The sequence below is a fragment of the Helicobacter hepaticus ATCC 51449 genome (assembly GCF_000007905.1).
In the GTDB taxonomy this organism is placed as follows: Bacteria; Campylobacterota; Campylobacteria; order Campylobacterales; family Helicobacteraceae; genus Helicobacter_C; species Helicobacter_C hepaticus.
Genome location: NC_004917.1, coordinates 1,490,619 through 1,505,907, shown reverse-complemented (window position 1 = coordinate 1,505,907; position 15,289 = coordinate 1,490,619). Strand labels below are relative to the sequence as shown.

Here is a 15,289-nt window from a genome sequence, read left to right as displayed (position 1 = left end):
TTTGTGCTTTTAAAAAGCACAATTATAACTCAAATCAGATAACAAGATTACTCCTCATTTTTATTTGTTATTATTCTTGTTGTGGGATATTGAGGTTATCTTGAGGTAATTGGGTAGAATCAAGCATCTCTGGTGGCGCATCTATACTTTCATCAAGCGCATTTGAAATATTATTTAAAAGTTTTTCCACTGGCTTTAAGATTCTACCCACCATTTCAAAAGGGCTTAATAAAATATCTTCTACAACACTCACTTCACTCTTTGGATTATCAAGTGTGCCCTTTAGCATAATTCCCGTAGTTATTTTGCCATCATTCCCTAAAATAACATAATTAAGTAATGGGATAGTATTAATAATATCCGTTAAAGTCTTGAGAGTAGAGGCTTTTAACACTATATCCAGTTCCTTATTCTTTAACTCAACAAGTCCTCCACCCTCCACATCAATAGAACTTCCCTCCAAATTAATATTCTCAAGCACCAAATACTCATCATTAATAACAAGATTTATCTTTCCATTTTTAATCTCATAACCATTTGCACCAAGTCCGGGTTTGCGAAAAGTTAGCAACGCAGGAATTGTATCGATGAGTGCAAGAACATTTTGCACAATGGCTAAATCTTGATAAATCGTATTTTGCATACTAATTTCGCCTTTAAGTATGCCCTCATCATAAATGCCCTTAAAATTAAAAAGTCCTCCACGAAAAATATCACGTTGCCATACACGATTAAGAAACTTATCGCTAAAATTGCTCAAACGTAAAACTGCACGTGAATATGCCATATCTACATTTGCCACTCCATTGCCATAGGTAACATCAGCTCGTATTATCCCATCACGCAAAGTAATCGATGCTACGTCTGATGGAATCACATATTGGTTGAGATAAAAATCCATATTACGTGTCTCAAGATAAACAATATGTGGTGAGAGCTTATTTTCACGCTCATATCTTTGTTTTGCTCTAATAAATTCTTCTTGTTTTCTACGTTGCTCTAGAGTAAGAATCTCTTCTTTCTCATTTTCTTGTTTAATCTGTGCGAGTGCGGGAATCTTGCTTGAAAAAACTTCGTCAATGCGCAGATTATATCCATCAAGAATAATTTTAACAACATTACCCTCTTTTATAAATGTAAATTTTTTATTTTTTGAATCAATGAATATACCGCTCTTATTAATTACTCCCTCAAGGAAGAAATGACTTAAACGTTGAGCATCTTTATCGTAAAGTGGATAGGTTAGATTATCTACTTTAGCATTTAAGTGCATCGTTTCAAAATCCTTTGTCCAAAGCTTAATTGAACCATTTGGTATGCCAAAATACTGCAAAATAGGTGAATATGGATAAATTTTGGCAATATCACTCAATTCAAATACACTCTCTTCTCCTATGCGAATTTTCATACCAAAATCTGGCAAAGTAATAATTTTATCTTCTCCTAAATCTCCTATAATACTAATTTTTTTAAGATTACTTTTATCAATTTTCACAATCTCTTCACTAAAACCTTTTTGTGATTCTTCATAAATAGCTTGAATAATCCGCTTTGTTAATTCATCGCTTTCTTTTGGTATTTTCGGTAAAGACTTAGCTTGAGAGAGATTCTGTGAGCTAAGAGCAAACTTATCAATAAGCAAATCTCCTTGTAACTTAGAATCTTGTAGATTCCATAAGATATTAAGTATGCCCTGAATATTATTAGCATAATTAATTTTTGTATTAAGAAGCTGTATATAAGCTCTATTGGGCGCATTAACAAAAATAAGATTGAAATTATCTGCTATAAGCTTTTGCCCTCCTGCTTCTAATGTCGTATTTGGCGTAGTGATATTACCATTAACAAATGTATGAATCCGTTTATCTTTGCTCTGTATATCAATATTGAGATTTACCTCTAAATTAGAATCTACGCTGCGCAAAGGCACATTAATGTGATATGTATGAAGCAAATCACTCAACTCATTGTTAAGCATAGCATTATGAGAACGAATGGCAATTTGAACACCAAACGGCTGGGTAAAAATATTACTTATTGTAACTTCAGAACCATCAAGATTCATATTTGTAAAAAATGGCTCTTTGAGCAAAAAAGTAAGTTTTTCATCTCGCATATACAAAATCGCTCGTGTAGCCTCAATAGGCTTAAGATGAGGTGCAAGATAAACCTTTGGAGATTCGATAGCTAAATCAAGAGCAAGCGTTTTTTGGAGTTGAGCAAAAAAATGCTTATTAAGTGTGCTTTGAAATCTAAGAGAATGGAGTTTGAGAACATCATAATGCACATTTTTAAATAACCAATTATTAAGTGTTGGATTATTGAGCTTTAAAATATAAGGCTTAATGCTTTCAAGGTTATAAAGGTGAGAACTGGAAGCTTCCATATTGATTTTGTGAAAATCTGTAATACTATGCACAAAAAGCGTAGGTTGTTCCGGGTCATTAGTTGGTTCTTTAGGTGAAATTGCTATGTTCATTTCAAGTGTTTTTTTGAGTGGTTGGTAGGAAAATTTTCCTTGCACTTGCAAACCAAACTGCAAAAAATCAAGTTGATAAATAAAAAGATCTATAATTTTATTATTATCTTCTACACCCATTCGTGCAATAAATGTGGGCGAGTTAATAACATACTCTTTACCATCATAATGCACACTTCGCTGAAGTTTATCTGCAAAAACAAGATTCTTAATATCAAGTTTTTCAAAATAAGAAGTAACAAATAAAAACTTCTTAATCCAGCCCAATATCTCATCAGCACTCATAGATGTATCTTCTTTGTCCTGTAATTGGGAATTATCTTCAGTTTGCCACGCCGAGATGTCAAGTTTTTGTATTTCTAAAATCAACTTGTTATTTAATCTAAGATACAATCCCTCAATATGAGTCTTTCCAAAACTAATAGAAGGACTATAAATACCATTGGAAAGAACCTTATATCCTATAATTGAGAGCGAAAGTAAAATGAGTAAAAAAATAACTATACTTGCAATGCTTTTGGATTTTTTTATTATCATTGTTATAACCATATTGTTTTATTTGCTTCACCCTGTGCAAACTGAACGCATAATCAATCTGCCCAAAGGCTCACTGCCCAAAATTATAGCATACTTAAATGATAACGGGCAACACATTAATAAATTAGACACTCTTTTTATTCGTTTCTTAGGACAACCACAAAGTGGATATATTGATATGAAAGCTGAATTGTTACCTAAAGGTGCATTTTTTAAATCTCTTGTAAGCTCAAAAGCTGCAACTAAAGAAGTTACACTGATTCCAGGTGAAACTCTGTATTATTTCATTCGCATACTCTCCCAAAAATTTAATCTTTCTACAGAAGAACTCCAAAGCGCTTATGATAAGTATTTTCCTTATCCTGATGGCGTGATTTTTCCCGATACCTATAGCCTTCCTGTTGGTATTAAAGAAGATGAAATAATGAAGATTCTCTATGAAATCTCCATAAAACGACACGAACAAAATGCGATAAAGCTACTCGGCTCATACAATCAAGAACAATGGTTTAAAAATGTGAGTATTGCTTCTGTGGTGCAAAAAGAAGCAGCAAATAACGAAGAAATGCCCATTGTTGCAGCCGTAGTGTTTAATCGTATCAAAAAAAATATGCCTCTGCAAATGGACGGCTCACTTAATTATGGGCAATATTCACATTCTAAGATTACACCTGAACGTATCCGTAATGACAATAGCCCCTATAATACTTATAAAAATAAAGGTGTGCCACCATATCCTGCTGGAAGCGTAAGCCTACAAGCCATTGAAGCGGTGCTTAAGCCTGCTGATGTGGATTATCTCTATTTTGTACGAGATAGAGCCACAGGCACACATAAATTTAGTAAAACTTACGAAGAACATCGTAGCTATTTCTAAGTTTTATTTGCTTTTAAGTTAAATTGTTTCATAGTTAGCAAGTTAAATTTTTTGTTTAACTTTTAAGTATTGTGATGAATATCTTAAAAGCCATACAAAGATATTTTCAATCTCTAAAAAGGAAAAAAATGTTTGAGAAAATTGCTATCATAGGCGGCTCTGGCAATGTCGGTTCTCATATTGCATTCTTAGGTGCTATGCGACATATTGCAAAAGAGATTCTCCTTTTTAGCAATGATATTCCTCGTTGCAAAGGTGTAGGGCTTGATATTTCCCAAGCTGCAGCTATTTTTGATATTCCTATTCTTATTAAGGGTTGTAATAGCTATGAAGAAATAGCTGAAAGTGAAGTGGTTATTATCACCGCTGGATTTCCACGCACACCAAATATGACGCGTAATGATTTGCTTCTTAAAAATGCAAGTATTATACAAGAAATCAGCTCAAATGTCGCTAGAATCGCTCCTCAATCCTTACTAATTGTTGTTTCAAATCCACTTGATGCAATGTGTCTTGTAGCAAAGCAGTGGAGTAAGTTTGAAAAAGAACGTGTCATCGGTATGGCAGGGATTCTTGATAGTGCACGACTTACCTATGAAAGCAAAGTAATGCTTGGAGATTTTAACAAACATATACAATCGTATGTAATAGGCTCTCATAGCGATGATATGTTACCCTTGCTACGTCATTGCCTATGTGAGGGCAAAGTTTTTACTGATATTTTCACTCCTAAAATGCAAGAGGAGCTCATCAAGGAAACAAAGGGGGGTGGAGCTAAAATTGTAAATTATTATCAGAAAGGCTCAGCGTATTTTGCTCCTGCAAGCGGGGTGATAAAAATACTTGAAGCTATTAGCACTCTAAATGAGGAAATACTCGTATGTAGCGTATTTACAGAGGGTGAATATGGAATAAAAGATATTTATCTTGGACTTCCAATTAAACTTGGCAAAAAAGGAGTAGAACACATTGTAGAATTACCACTAAATCAGCAAGAGCAGGAAATGTTAAATATTTCCACACAAGGTATCAAAGAACAAGTTGAGATTCTTAAAGATAACAAGTTGTTGTATTAAAGAATCTTAAAGTAGATTTATTCTAAAACGAGAAAGGAAGGGAAATGGGAATCAAAAAAGCACCGCAAAATGTGCCGGTATGGGTCGATGAGACACGTTGTAAAGCGTGCGATGTATGTGTGTCGCTCTGTCCGAGTGGCGTTTTAGGTATGAGAAAAGACGAACATAAAGTTCTAGGGAAAATCATCTCTGTAGCTTATCCAGAAAGTTGCATTGGTTGTAGAGAATGCGAACTGCATTGTCCTGATTTTGCGATTTTTGTTGCTGATAAGGAAGAATTTAAGTTTGCTAAGGTCAGCAAAGAGGCACAAGAACGTGCTGCAAAAATCAAAGAAAATAAATTTATGGTGATATAAGGAGAGAAAATGCGTGAGTTAATTACAGGAGGAAATGAACTTGTCGCGTTAGCTGCGATAGAGTCAGGTTGTCGTTTTTTTGGTGGCTATCCCATTACGCCTTCAAGCGAAATTGCCCACGAGATGAGTGTTGAGTTACCAAAAATTGGAGGAAAGTTTATTCAAATGGAAGACGAAATTAGCGGTATCGCTGTGGCATTAGGAGCATCAATGAGTGGTGTCAAAGCGATGACTGCCACTTCTGGACCGGGTATATCTCTTAAATCTGAACAAATTGGTTATGGTTTTATGGCTGAGATTCCTCTTGTGGTAGTTGATGTAATGCGTGGAGGACCTTCCACAGGACTACCTACACGTGTATCGCAAGGTGATATTAATCAAACCAAATCTCCAAGTCATGGTGATTTTTGTTCAATCGCTCTTGCAGTAGGAAACCTTCAAGAGGCTTATACACAAACTATTCGTGCTTTTAATCTTGCTGAAAAGTATATGACACCTGTTTTCTTGCTTCTTGATGAAACAATAGGGCATATGCACGGCAAAACACTTATTCCTGATTTAAAAGACATTAAGCCTACAATTTACAATCGCGAAGAATTTAAAGGTGACCCAAAAGATTACCAACCTTATGGTGTTGCGCAAGACAAACCTGCTGTCCTTAATCCATTCTTTAAGGGTTATAAATACCATATTACAGGGCTTCATCACGGAGGAAGTGGATTCCCAACTGAAGATGAAAAGCTTTCGCAAAATCTCATTGACAGACTTTTTAACAAAATTGAATCCCACATTGATGATATTGTGGAATATGAAGAATATGAGCTTAATGATGCAGAGATTCTCATTATCGCTTATGGTTCTGTTTCGCTTTCTGTAAAAGAGGCTATTCATACTTTAAGAAAACAAGGTGTGAAAGTGGGGCTTTTCCGTCCTATCACAATGTGGCCTAGCCCTGCAAAACAGCTTAAAACATTGGGCAAAAAGTTTGAGAAAATTCTTATGATTGAACTCAATAAAGGACAATACAAGCAAGAAGTGGAACGTATTATGCAAAAAGATATTACTTTCCTAGGCAAGGCTAACGGACGCAGTATTTCGCCCACAGAGATTATCACAACAATCAAGGAGATGTAAGATGGCTTTTAATTACGAAGAATATTTACGAATGGACAAAATGCCAACACTTTGGTGTTGGGGCTGTGGCGATGGTGTTATCTTAAAAAGTGTGATACGCGCTATTGATGCACTTGGTTGGAATATGAATGATGTGTGTATAGTAAGTGGTATTGGTTGCTCAGGAAGATTTTCTTCATATGTAAATTGCAACACTGTGCATACTACACACGGGAGGACAATGGCTTATGCTACAGGTATTAAGCTTGCCAACCCAGATAAAAAAGTAGTTGTTATCTCTGGTGATGGAGATTCTATGGCGATTGGCGGGAATCATACAATTCACGCTTGTCGGCGCAATATTGACCTTAACCTTGTAATGATTAATAACTTCATTTATGGGCTTACTAATTCTCAAACTTCGCCTACTACACCTAAAGATTTTTGGACGGTTACGGCGCAATATGGTAATATTGACCCTAATTTTGACCCTTGTGAAGTAGCGAGTGCAGCAGGAGCAAGTTTTGTTGCTCGTGAAAGTGTGCTCACTCCCAAAAAACTTGAAAAAGTCCTTATGGAAGGCTTTACCCATAAAGGATTTAGCTTTTTTGACATTCATAGTAATTGCCATATTAATCTTGGTCGTAAAAATAAAATGGGTGAAGCAACATCTATGCTTAAATGGATAGAATCTCGCCTTGTGTCTAAAAGTAAATTTGATACACTTTCTGCAGAGGAACGTGTAGGCAAATTCCCCACTGGAATCCTTAAACATCAGACAGATAGAATTGAATATTGTCAAGCGTATGAAGAGGTAATTAAAAAAGCTCAAGCTAAAGGGGGACACTAAGATGATGCATCAATTACGATTTACGGGTGTAGGAGGACAAGGTGTGCTTTTGGCAGGAGAAATTCTCGCTGAAGCACAAATTAAAGATAAAGGTTATGGAGTAAAAGCGGCAACTTATACGAGCCAAGTGCGTGGAGGACCAACAAAAGTGGATATTCTATTGAGTAATGAAGAAATCCTTTATCCCTATGCAAATGAGGGCGAAATTGAGTTTATGCTTTCTACAGCACAAGTGAGTTATGATTCTTTTAAAAATGGTGTAAAAGAAGGGGGTGTTATTGTTGTAGAGCCCAACCTTGTGCGACCAAGCCAAGAGGATTTTAAAAGGTTTAAAATTTATGAGATTCCCATTATTACGATTGCTAAAGAAGAGGTGGGCAATGTCGTAACACAATCTGTTGTAGCACTTGCTATTACAACTACCTTTACTCAATGCGTAGATAGAAATCTTGTATTCCAAACAATGATAGAAAAAGTGCCTGCTAAAGTTCAAGAAGCAAACAAAAAAGCTTTTGAGCTTGGTGAAAAGTATGCAAAAGAAGCCAAAGTGAGTTCATAACTCATAATTGAGAGAGTAAGAGATTTTGCTCTCTCAAATCTTAAACTTTCTGTTCTTTACTTACCTTTTTACATTAAGTGTCCCATCTTTAAATACAACTTCTAAAAAACCATTTTACATTGTTATATTATTTTTGATAGAATCCCCTAAACATTTTACTTCATAAAGGATTCTCTTGGCACATACGGCATTTGAAACAAGCTTGGACACTTTGCTTGAAGAACCAAAAATGTATCGTGTTTTGCTTTTAAATGATGATTGGACAGCAATGGATTTTGTAGCGCGCATTCTTATGGAAGTGTTTGACAAAACTTCTGATGAAGCTACAGCAATTACACTTAAAATCCATAATGATGGAAAAGGCGTATGCGGTATCTACACTTATGATATCGCTGAGCTCAAAATGCAAATTGTAAGTCAAATGGCGAAACAGCACGGATATCCCTTGCGCGTCATTACTGAAGAAATGCCTTAACGAGGAATATTAATGATAGGGCAAAACCTCACACTTGTATTTAATGAATCTATTGATATTGCACGTGAAATGCGACATAATATACTCACAACAGAACATCTTTTCCTTGCTACCCTGAACAACACGCAAGGTATGTCTATTTTAAAAAAATGTGGCGGTAATATCCAAGAAATGCGCCGAATGACAAATCTCTATTTACAAAAATATGTCCCTTTCTCTCACGAGCTCACTAAAAATCCAAAACAAACACCAGCACTTGATAGAATCATTGAAGCAATGGTAAAACACGCCCAAAATAGCAATCGTCAAAATATAGATGTTGGCGATTTACTTGCTTCAATTATGGAGGAAAATCAAAGTTTTAGCACACAGATTCTCAAGTCTCAAGGCATAGATAGATTAAGTGTATTAGAAATTATTACTCATCAAGAACAAGAGCAAGATATATATCAAGAGCAAAAAGAATCACCACGAGATATAAATGAAAGCTACCTAAACAAATACACAAAAAATCTTTCTACTCTTGCCAAAGAAGGAAAAATTGACCCAGTAATTGGACGAGAGGAAGAGATTTGGCGTGTAAGTGAAATCCTCGCTCGGCGCAAAAAAAATAATCCTATCCTTGTAGGAGAGCCAGGCGTAGGCAAAACTGCCATAGCCGAAGGCTTAGCACTTGAGATTTACCATAAACGACTCCCAAAAGTGCTACACAATGCACAAATTTTTGCACTCGATGTAGGTGCAATGATTTCAGGAAGTAAATATCGTGGCGATTTTGAAAAACGTCTCAAAGGTGTGCTTAAAGAAATAACACAAATGCCTCATAGTGTGCTTTTTATTGACGAGATTCATACTATTGTAGGTGCAGGAGCCACTTCTGGGTCAAATCTTGATGCGTCAAATCTCCTTAAACCTGCCCTTGCCAATGGTTCATTGCGATGTATTGGAGCGACCACATTTGCTGAATTTAAGACGCATTTTGATAAAGATAAAGCTTTATTACGCCGCTTTAGCAAGATAGAAGTCAAAGAACCAAGCTTAGAAGATTGCTATAAAATTATTGAGGGCTTAGCCCCTATTTACGAATCTTATCATCATATTAAATATACAAAAAATGCGCTCAAAGCCTGTGTGGATTTATCTGCAAGGTATGTAAGTGATAAATTCCTTCCTGACAAAGCTATTGACTTACTTGATGAAGTGGGTGCAAATATGAGAATCTATCACAACAAAATAGATTCGACCCCAACTATTACAATTAAAGATATAGAATCTATCCTTAGCAAAAGTGTGCATATTCCCAAAAGTTCTATAAGCAAAGATGAAGGAAAATCTCTACAAAATCTCTCTGCCAAACTCAAAGAGCGGATTTTTGCGCAAGATAAAGCTATTGATGAGCTAAGCAATGTTATTAAAACAAACAAAGCAGGGTTAAGTGAAGGCAATAAACCCATTGGTAGCTTTGTTTTTGCTGGACCAAGTGGTGTGGGAAAAACAGAACTTGCAAAAGAGTTAGCACGAATACTTGGCATAGGCTTTGTGAAGTTTGATATGAGCGAATATATGGAATCCCATTCTATTTCGCGTCTTATTGGAGCTCCTGCTGGATATGTAGGCTTTGAACAAGGAGGTTTACTTGTAGATGCGGTGCGTAAAACTCCTCATTGTGTTTTATTATTTGATGAAATAGAAAAAGCTCATCACGATATTTATAATATTTTATTACAAATGCTTGATGCGGCAAGTTTAACCGATAATACAGGGAATAAAGCCGATTTTAAAAATGTAATTGTTATTATGACAAGTAATGCGGGTAGCCAAGATGCAAATACTCTTGGTTTTAACGCCAATTTACAAGGCAAAAATGATGTAGCGATAAAATCACTCTTTTCTCCTGAGCTTCGTAGCCGCATTGATAGAATCATTGCATTTAATCCACTTGGCTTACGAGAATACAAACTGATAGCTAAAAAATATATTGATGACATTGCTACTTCATTAAAAGCACGTCAAATTCATCTTAGCATAGATTCTAAAGCACTTAATTATCTTGCTTCACAAAGTATGGATAAATCTCTTGGCGCGCGGGAGATGAAAAAAATCATTGATAGTCAAATTAAACTTGCTCTTAGTGATGAAATTCTCTTTGGTGCGCTTAAAAAAGGTGGGAATGTAAAAATTACGATTGCTCCATTGCCTAGCCCACATATTACACTCCTATGCGATAAACCCTCACATAAGCCTAAAATTACTTCCAAACGCAAAAAAAATGTTGCCAAATCTTTTTAATTTTTCTTGGGAAGAAAATCTTGCTTGTGTGTATCGCTCAACATTTGAAAGCTTTAATGGATATTTTAAACCCACTGCAGACTTTACACGGCATACTCAACTTATCGGTTTAGAAAAAGAAATTACTGCCTTAAAAAATAATACACTTGCCTTTATGCAAGGAAAAAAAGCTTCTCACGCTTTGTTGTGGGGAGCTAGAGGTTGTGGCAAAAGCTCCTTAATTCACTTTGTATTAAGTCATTTGCTCTCACCTACTTCACCCTTACGCGTCATAGAAATCAGTAAGGAATCTTTAGGAATTGTGCCTATGGTGCAAGATTGTGTGCGAGAATTACCTTATAAATTTATAATCGTATGTGATGATTTATGTTTTACTCCTTATGAGGAGCATTACAAATCCCTTAAAACACTCCTTGAAGGCTCTTTTGAAAATAAAGCACATAATATTCTTTTTTACACTACTTCAAATCATCGCCACCTCATTACAGAATCTTACGCTCAAGATACTCTTCATCTCAATGATGCTCAAGATGAGATTCTTTCTTTAAGTGATAGGTTCGGGCTCGTGCTAGGATTTTATACCCTTAGTCGCACTGAATTTATGCAGATTCTCAAAATACTTCTTAACGTGCCACTTGATGAAAATATCAAACAAAAAGCATTACAATTTAGTGCTATCAAAGGTTCGTGTAGCCCACGAATTGCTCAAGAGTTTTGCACACTCTATTACAATGGGATCCTTTAAGTAAGCTTCTACTTTCTTAAACATAAATCATCTCTTATATTTACACAAATAACAAATTTCTTTGTTATAGTTGTTTTTATATAAAACACTAAAGGAGTATATTTATGAAAAATATAATGTTATCAAAAGTTTTATTAAATCTAGTAGCTATTATAGGCTTGATAAATGCTGATACTGCAATGGCAGAAGAAGCTGTGCATTCATCTCATATGCACCAACATAAGAAAAAATCTCCCACTATTTCAGAGACAATGATGAATTCAATGCATAAACCTATGATGGATACAACATTTGCAGAAAGTGATAATATAGATTTAAACTACCTTTCAAATATGATTCCTCACCATCAAGGCGCGATTGACGCTTCAGAAATACTTTTAAAATATTCTAACAATCAAAAAGTAAGATCTCAAGCTCAAGCAATTATTAAAGAACAAAAAGCTGAAATTAAGGAGTTTCAAAATCTTCTCCCACAGCTTCAAGAACAAAAGAATCTTTATAGCCCTAAAGAAGTAACACTCTTTAATAACCAAGCTAAAGCAGATATGGATACTATGATGAAGAATATGAACGCAACTAAGCTTACTCACCAAATTGACCGCGATTTCCTTGAAGGTATGATTCCTCACCATCAAGGCGCGATTGACGCTTCAAAACAAATATTACAATACACGCAAAATGAAAATATCAAGAATATCGCTAAACGTATTATTCAATCTCAAGGACAAGAAATTGAGACATTCAAAACCATTCTTAAGACTATCAAGTGAATCTAAAAATGCAGGGGTTAAAAAAACTCTTGCACATACCAAAACAACAAACAAACATTGTGTTGCAAAAGCTATACAAATAGGCAAAATACAAAAGTTACGCATTATGCGCCTAAGCAAGTATGGTGCATATCTTGGCACACTGCCACAAGATTCTATACAACATAGAGAATCTACTTATTCCGCACAGATTTTTACAGAAGTGCTTTTACCTAATAAATTCCTTCCCCCACAAAGTGCAATCAATGATGAATTAGAAGTATTTGTGCTTACAGATTCAGAGGATCGGCTTGTTGCGACTACACAAACTCCAAAAGCACAATATGGCGATATAGTAGAGCTTGAAGTAATAGATTATGCCTCTTTTGGCTGCTTTTTAGACATAGGCGTTGATAAGCATATTTTTATGCCAACTCAAAACCCTACACGCTTTAAATTGCACCAAAAAGTAGTTGTAGTTATTACACTTGATAAACAATCACGCCTTATTGCTAAAACTAATATCAAATCTTATCTCAAACCCGCACCAATGCTACTATTACACAAAAAAATAAAAGCATTTGTCTTTGAGCAAACACCTTTAGGTTTTGGTTGTGTGATAGAAAATGCTTATTATGGCTTACTTTATCATAATGAATTACCACAAGGGATTACATTAAATATAGGCACACACATTGATGCTTACATCAAAAATACCTCATCACATTCACACCAACGCTCTGATGGCAAACTTGACCTCACACTTAATCCTCCACACTCACAAGAACAAAAGCAATTTTTACTTAATCAAATGCCCTTAGCACTTGATTTTTCTGCCTCGCCCCAAAAAGTCTTTAATACTCTACAAATGAGCAAAAAACTTTTTAAACGACTTATTAATGAACTCACAAGAGAAGGTAAGATTGAATTCATAAGTCACAAGCGTATGTTTGAACGCATCAATAAACCTCAAAAAAAGGAGATTTTATGACAGCACTCATCACTGGAGCATCATCGGGTTTTGGTAAAGCAATCGCTCGGCTTTTTGTCCGCAATGGGCACAAAGTAATTATTCTTGCACGAAGAGAAGAACGAATAAATACGCTACAAAATGAGCTTGGTGCATTATGTGAAAAAATTATATGCGATGTGCGAGATACACAAAAAATAGAATCTGCACTCAAATTGCTTCCTCAAGAATTTCAAAACATTGATGTGCTTATCAATAATGCAGGTTTAGCACTTGGTTTAACCAGCGCGGATAAAGCAAATATTGCCGATTGGGAACAAATGGTAGAGGTTAATATCTTAGCTCTCATAAAGCTTACGCATCTTATTTTGCCCCAAATGGTAGCTCAAGGTTATGGGCATATTATCAACATTGGCTCAATCGCAGGCACCTACTCCTATCCGGGTGGCAATGTGTATGGTGCTACAAAAGCTTTTGTGAAGAGATTTAGCCTCAATCTCCGTGCTGATTTATATGATAAAAATATCCGTATAAGTGATATTGAACCGGGCTTATGTGGTGGAAGTGAATTTTCACAAGTGCGCTTTAAGGGTGATGAAAGTAAGGCAAAAAGTGTATATGAAGGCACAACACCTCTTATGCCTGAAGATATTGCTCAAAGTGTATTGTGGGTTGCCTCACTGCCCCAACACATCAATGTTAATACACTTGAAATAATGCCCACAACCCAAGCTCCAGCAGCACTAAATGTATATAAAAATACAAAATAACAAAAAGTATGGTAAAATTTCATCTTTTTTTAGGTTTTATGCACGATAATAAAGGAGGATATTATGCAATGGCACGCAAAAAGTTGGAGAAACAAACCCATCAAACAACACCCTATTTATAAAAATCAACAGCTTTTAGAATCTGTTGAAATGCAGCTTAAATCTTATCCACCACTTGTTTTTGCAGGTGAAGCGCGTGCATTACAAGAACGCTTAGCTCAAGTATGCAAAGGAGAAGCATTTTTATTACAAGGTGGAGATTGTGCAGAGAGTTTTTCACAATTTAATGCCATTAATATTCGCGATTTATTTAAAGTCATTATTCAAATGGGTGCAATCCTTACCTTTGGTGCTTCGTGTCCAATCGTTAAAGTCGGGCGTATTGCAGGACAATTTGCCAAACCTCGCTCAAGTGATATAGAATCAAATGGAGATATTGAACTCCCAAGTTACCGCGGTGATATGATTAATGGTATGGAATTCACACAACAAGCGCGTGAGCACGACCCAAATCGCCTTATTCAAGCTTATAATCAAAGTGCAGCCACACTCAATCTTTTGCGTGCATTTGCACAAGGAGGCTTCGCAGACCTCAATCAGGTGCATAAATGGAATCTTGGTTTTGTTAAGAATAATACATTTGGGCAAAAATATGAAGAACTCGCCTCTCGTATAACTCAAGCTCTTGAATTTATGAAAGCCTGTGGCATTGATTCTGAACATTCTCCTACATTGCGCGAGACAGAATTTTATACCTCACACGAGGCTCTTGTGCTTCATTATGAAGAACAACTTTGCCGACAAGATTCTCTTACGGGAGATTGGTATGATTGTTCGGCACATATGTTATGGATTGGTGAGCGCACAAGAGGACTTGATGAAGCACACATCGAATTCTTGCGTGGTGTAAATAATCCTGTGGGTGTAAAAATTGGACCAAATGCCACAAAAGAAGATATTATGGGTATTTGCGATAAACTTAATCCGCTTAATCAAAGTGGCAGACTTAATCTCATTGTGCGAATGGGGGCTGAAAAAATCAAAAGTAATCTGCCTCAATTATTAGATTCTATCAATCCAGAAGGACGTGAGATTTTGTGGAGTTGCGACCCTATGCACGGCAATACAATCAAGGCAAATAATGGTTACAAAACGCGTGTATTTGATAGTGTGCTTGATGAAGTTAAAAGCTTTTTTGAAATCCATAAAGCCTATGGAAGCTATGCTGGAGGGGTACATTTAGAAATGACAGGAGCAGATGTAACAGAGTGTATTGGCGGTTCACAAGCAATTACCGAAGAAGGTTTAGCCTGTAATTATAACACGCAATGTGATCCACGACTTAATGCTACTCAAGCTCTTGAAATGGCTTTTCTTATTGCAGATATGATTAAAAATCGCTCATAAACTCTCTATAAAGTTTTAATAAACCTTTAATTAAACT

14 protein-coding genes are annotated in these 15,289 nt (G+C 35.8%); 13 read left to right on the top strand and 1 reads right to left on the bottom strand.

Annotation, left to right across the window (positions count from 1 at the left end; genetic code table 11):
* Positions 1-70: 70 nt before the first annotated feature.
* On the bottom strand, positions 71-3,016 hold the full coding sequence (locus HH_RS07605) for a YhdP family protein (RefSeq protein ID WP_226989486.1): 2,946 nt from the start codon (positions 3,014-3,016) through the stop codon (positions 71-73).
* Here HH_RS07605 and mltG point away from each other — a divergent pair.
* The 13 genes from mltG to HH_RS07540 all read left to right on the top strand — a co-directional run bounded on the left by mltG (position 2,964) and on the right by HH_RS07540 (position 15,252).
* Positions 2,964-3,893 carry an endolytic transglycosylase MltG gene (mltG, locus tag HH_RS07600; RefSeq protein ID WP_034364856.1) on the top strand — a complete coding sequence of 310 codons (930 nt, stop codon included), beginning with the start codon at positions 2,964-2,966 and terminating at the stop codon, positions 3,891-3,893. The genes HH_RS07605 and mltG overlap by 53 nt on opposite strands.
* Before the next feature lie 128 nt (positions 3,894-4,021).
* The gene (locus tag HH_RS07595) at positions 4,022-4,969 is read left to right on the top strand and encodes a malate dehydrogenase (RefSeq protein WP_011116411.1); all 948 of its coding nucleotides are present in this window, start codon (positions 4,022-4,024) and stop codon (positions 4,967-4,969) included.
* Positions 4,970-5,013: 44 nt separating this feature from the next.
* Positions 5,014-5,325 carry a 4Fe-4S dicluster domain-containing protein gene (locus HH_RS07590; protein WP_011116410.1) on the top strand — a complete coding sequence of 104 codons (312 nt, stop codon included), beginning with the start codon at positions 5,014-5,016 and terminating at the stop codon, positions 5,323-5,325.
* Between the two features lie 9 nt (positions 5,326-5,334).
* A complete protein-coding gene (locus HH_RS07585; RefSeq protein WP_011116409.1) occupies positions 5,335-6,459 on the top strand; it encodes a 2-oxoglutarate synthase subunit alpha in 1,125 nt (374 codons plus the stop codon).
* Between the two features lies 1 nt (position 6,460).
* A complete protein-coding gene (locus tag HH_RS07580; protein WP_011116408.1) occupies positions 6,461-7,288 on the top strand; it encodes a 2-oxoglutarate ferredoxin oxidoreductase subunit beta in 828 nt (275 codons plus the stop codon).
* A gap of 1 nt (position 7,289) precedes the next feature.
* The gene (locus tag HH_RS07575) at positions 7,290-7,847 is read left to right on the top strand and encodes a 2-oxoacid:acceptor oxidoreductase family protein (protein WP_011116407.1); all 558 of its coding nucleotides are present in this window, start codon (positions 7,290-7,292) and stop codon (positions 7,845-7,847) included.
* 175 nt (positions 7,848-8,022) lie between these two features.
* Positions 8,023-8,322 (top strand): ATP-dependent Clp protease adaptor ClpS, encoded by a 300-nt coding sequence (locus HH_RS07570; protein WP_034364865.1) that lies wholly within the window; start codon positions 8,023-8,025, stop codon positions 8,320-8,322.
* Positions 8,323-8,334: 12 nt separating this feature from the next.
* Positions 8,335-10,611, top strand: coding sequence for an AAA family ATPase (locus HH_RS07565; protein ID WP_011116404.1), 2,277 nt, complete (start codon positions 8,335-8,337; stop codon positions 10,609-10,611).
* Positions 10,592-11,356, top strand: coding sequence for an ATP-binding protein (locus HH_RS07560; protein WP_011116403.1), 765 nt, complete (start codon positions 10,592-10,594; stop codon positions 11,354-11,356). The genes HH_RS07565 and HH_RS07560 overlap by 20 nt, the downstream gene beginning before the upstream one ends.
* A 104-nt stretch (positions 11,357-11,460) precedes the next feature.
* Positions 11,461-12,126, top strand: coding sequence for a DUF305 domain-containing protein (locus HH_RS07555; protein WP_041309131.1), 666 nt, complete (start codon positions 11,461-11,463; stop codon positions 12,124-12,126).
* Positions 12,089-13,096 (top strand): S1-like domain-containing RNA-binding protein, encoded by a 1,008-nt coding sequence (locus HH_RS07550; protein ID WP_011116400.1) that lies wholly within the window; start codon positions 12,089-12,091, stop codon positions 13,094-13,096. Before HH_RS07555 ends, HH_RS07550 begins: the two co-directional genes overlap by 38 nt.
* Positions 13,093-13,845: an SDR family NAD(P)-dependent oxidoreductase gene (locus HH_RS07545; RefSeq protein ID WP_011116399.1), complete on the top strand. Its 753-nt coding sequence runs from the start codon at positions 13,093-13,095 to the stop codon at positions 13,843-13,845. Before HH_RS07550 ends, HH_RS07545 begins: the two co-directional genes overlap by 4 nt.
* 63 nt (positions 13,846-13,908) lie before the next feature.
* Positions 13,909-15,252 carry a class II 3-deoxy-7-phosphoheptulonate synthase gene (locus tag HH_RS07540; protein WP_011116397.1) on the top strand — a complete coding sequence of 448 codons (1,344 nt, stop codon included), beginning with the start codon at positions 13,909-13,911 and terminating at the stop codon, positions 15,250-15,252.
* Positions 15,253-15,289: the final 37 nt, after the last annotated feature.

Excerpts from the sequence above, each read along its gene's own strand:
- HH_RS07555 (WP_041309131.1), top strand. The coding sequence starts at position 11,461 with ATGAAAAATATAATGTTATCAAAAGTTTTATTAAATCTAGTAGCTATT.
- HH_RS07545 (WP_011116399.1), top strand. The coding sequence starts at position 13,093 with ATGACAGCACTCATCACTGGAGCATCATCGGGTTTTGGTAAAGCAATC.
- HH_RS07580 (WP_011116408.1), top strand. The coding sequence starts at position 6,461 with ATGGCTTTTAATTACGAAGAATATTTACGAATGGACAAAATGCCAACA.
- HH_RS07585 (WP_011116409.1), top strand. The coding sequence starts at position 5,335 with ATGCGTGAGTTAATTACAGGAGGAAATGAACTTGTCGCGTTAGCTGCG.
- HH_RS07605 (WP_226989486.1), bottom strand. The coding sequence starts at position 3,016 with ATGATAATAAAAAAATCCAAAAGCATTGCAAGTATAGTTATTTTTTTA.
- HH_RS07565 (WP_011116404.1), top strand. The coding sequence starts at position 8,335 with ATGATAGGGCAAAACCTCACACTTGTATTTAATGAATCTATTGATATT.
- HH_RS07595 (WP_011116411.1), top strand. The coding sequence starts at position 4,022 with ATGTTTGAGAAAATTGCTATCATAGGCGGCTCTGGCAATGTCGGTTCT.
- HH_RS07575 (WP_011116407.1), top strand. The coding sequence starts at position 7,290 with ATGATGCATCAATTACGATTTACGGGTGTAGGAGGACAAGGTGTGCTT.
- HH_RS07590 (WP_011116410.1), top strand. The coding sequence starts at position 5,014 with ATGGGAATCAAAAAAGCACCGCAAAATGTGCCGGTATGGGTCGATGAG.
- mltG (WP_034364856.1), top strand. The coding sequence starts at position 2,964 with ATGAGTAAAAAAATAACTATACTTGCAATGCTTTTGGATTTTTTTATT.
- HH_RS07560 (WP_011116403.1), top strand. The coding sequence starts at position 10,592 with ATGTTGCCAAATCTTTTTAATTTTTCTTGGGAAGAAAATCTTGCTTGT.
- HH_RS07540 (WP_011116397.1), top strand. The coding sequence starts at position 13,909 with ATGCAATGGCACGCAAAAAGTTGGAGAAACAAACCCATCAAACAACAC.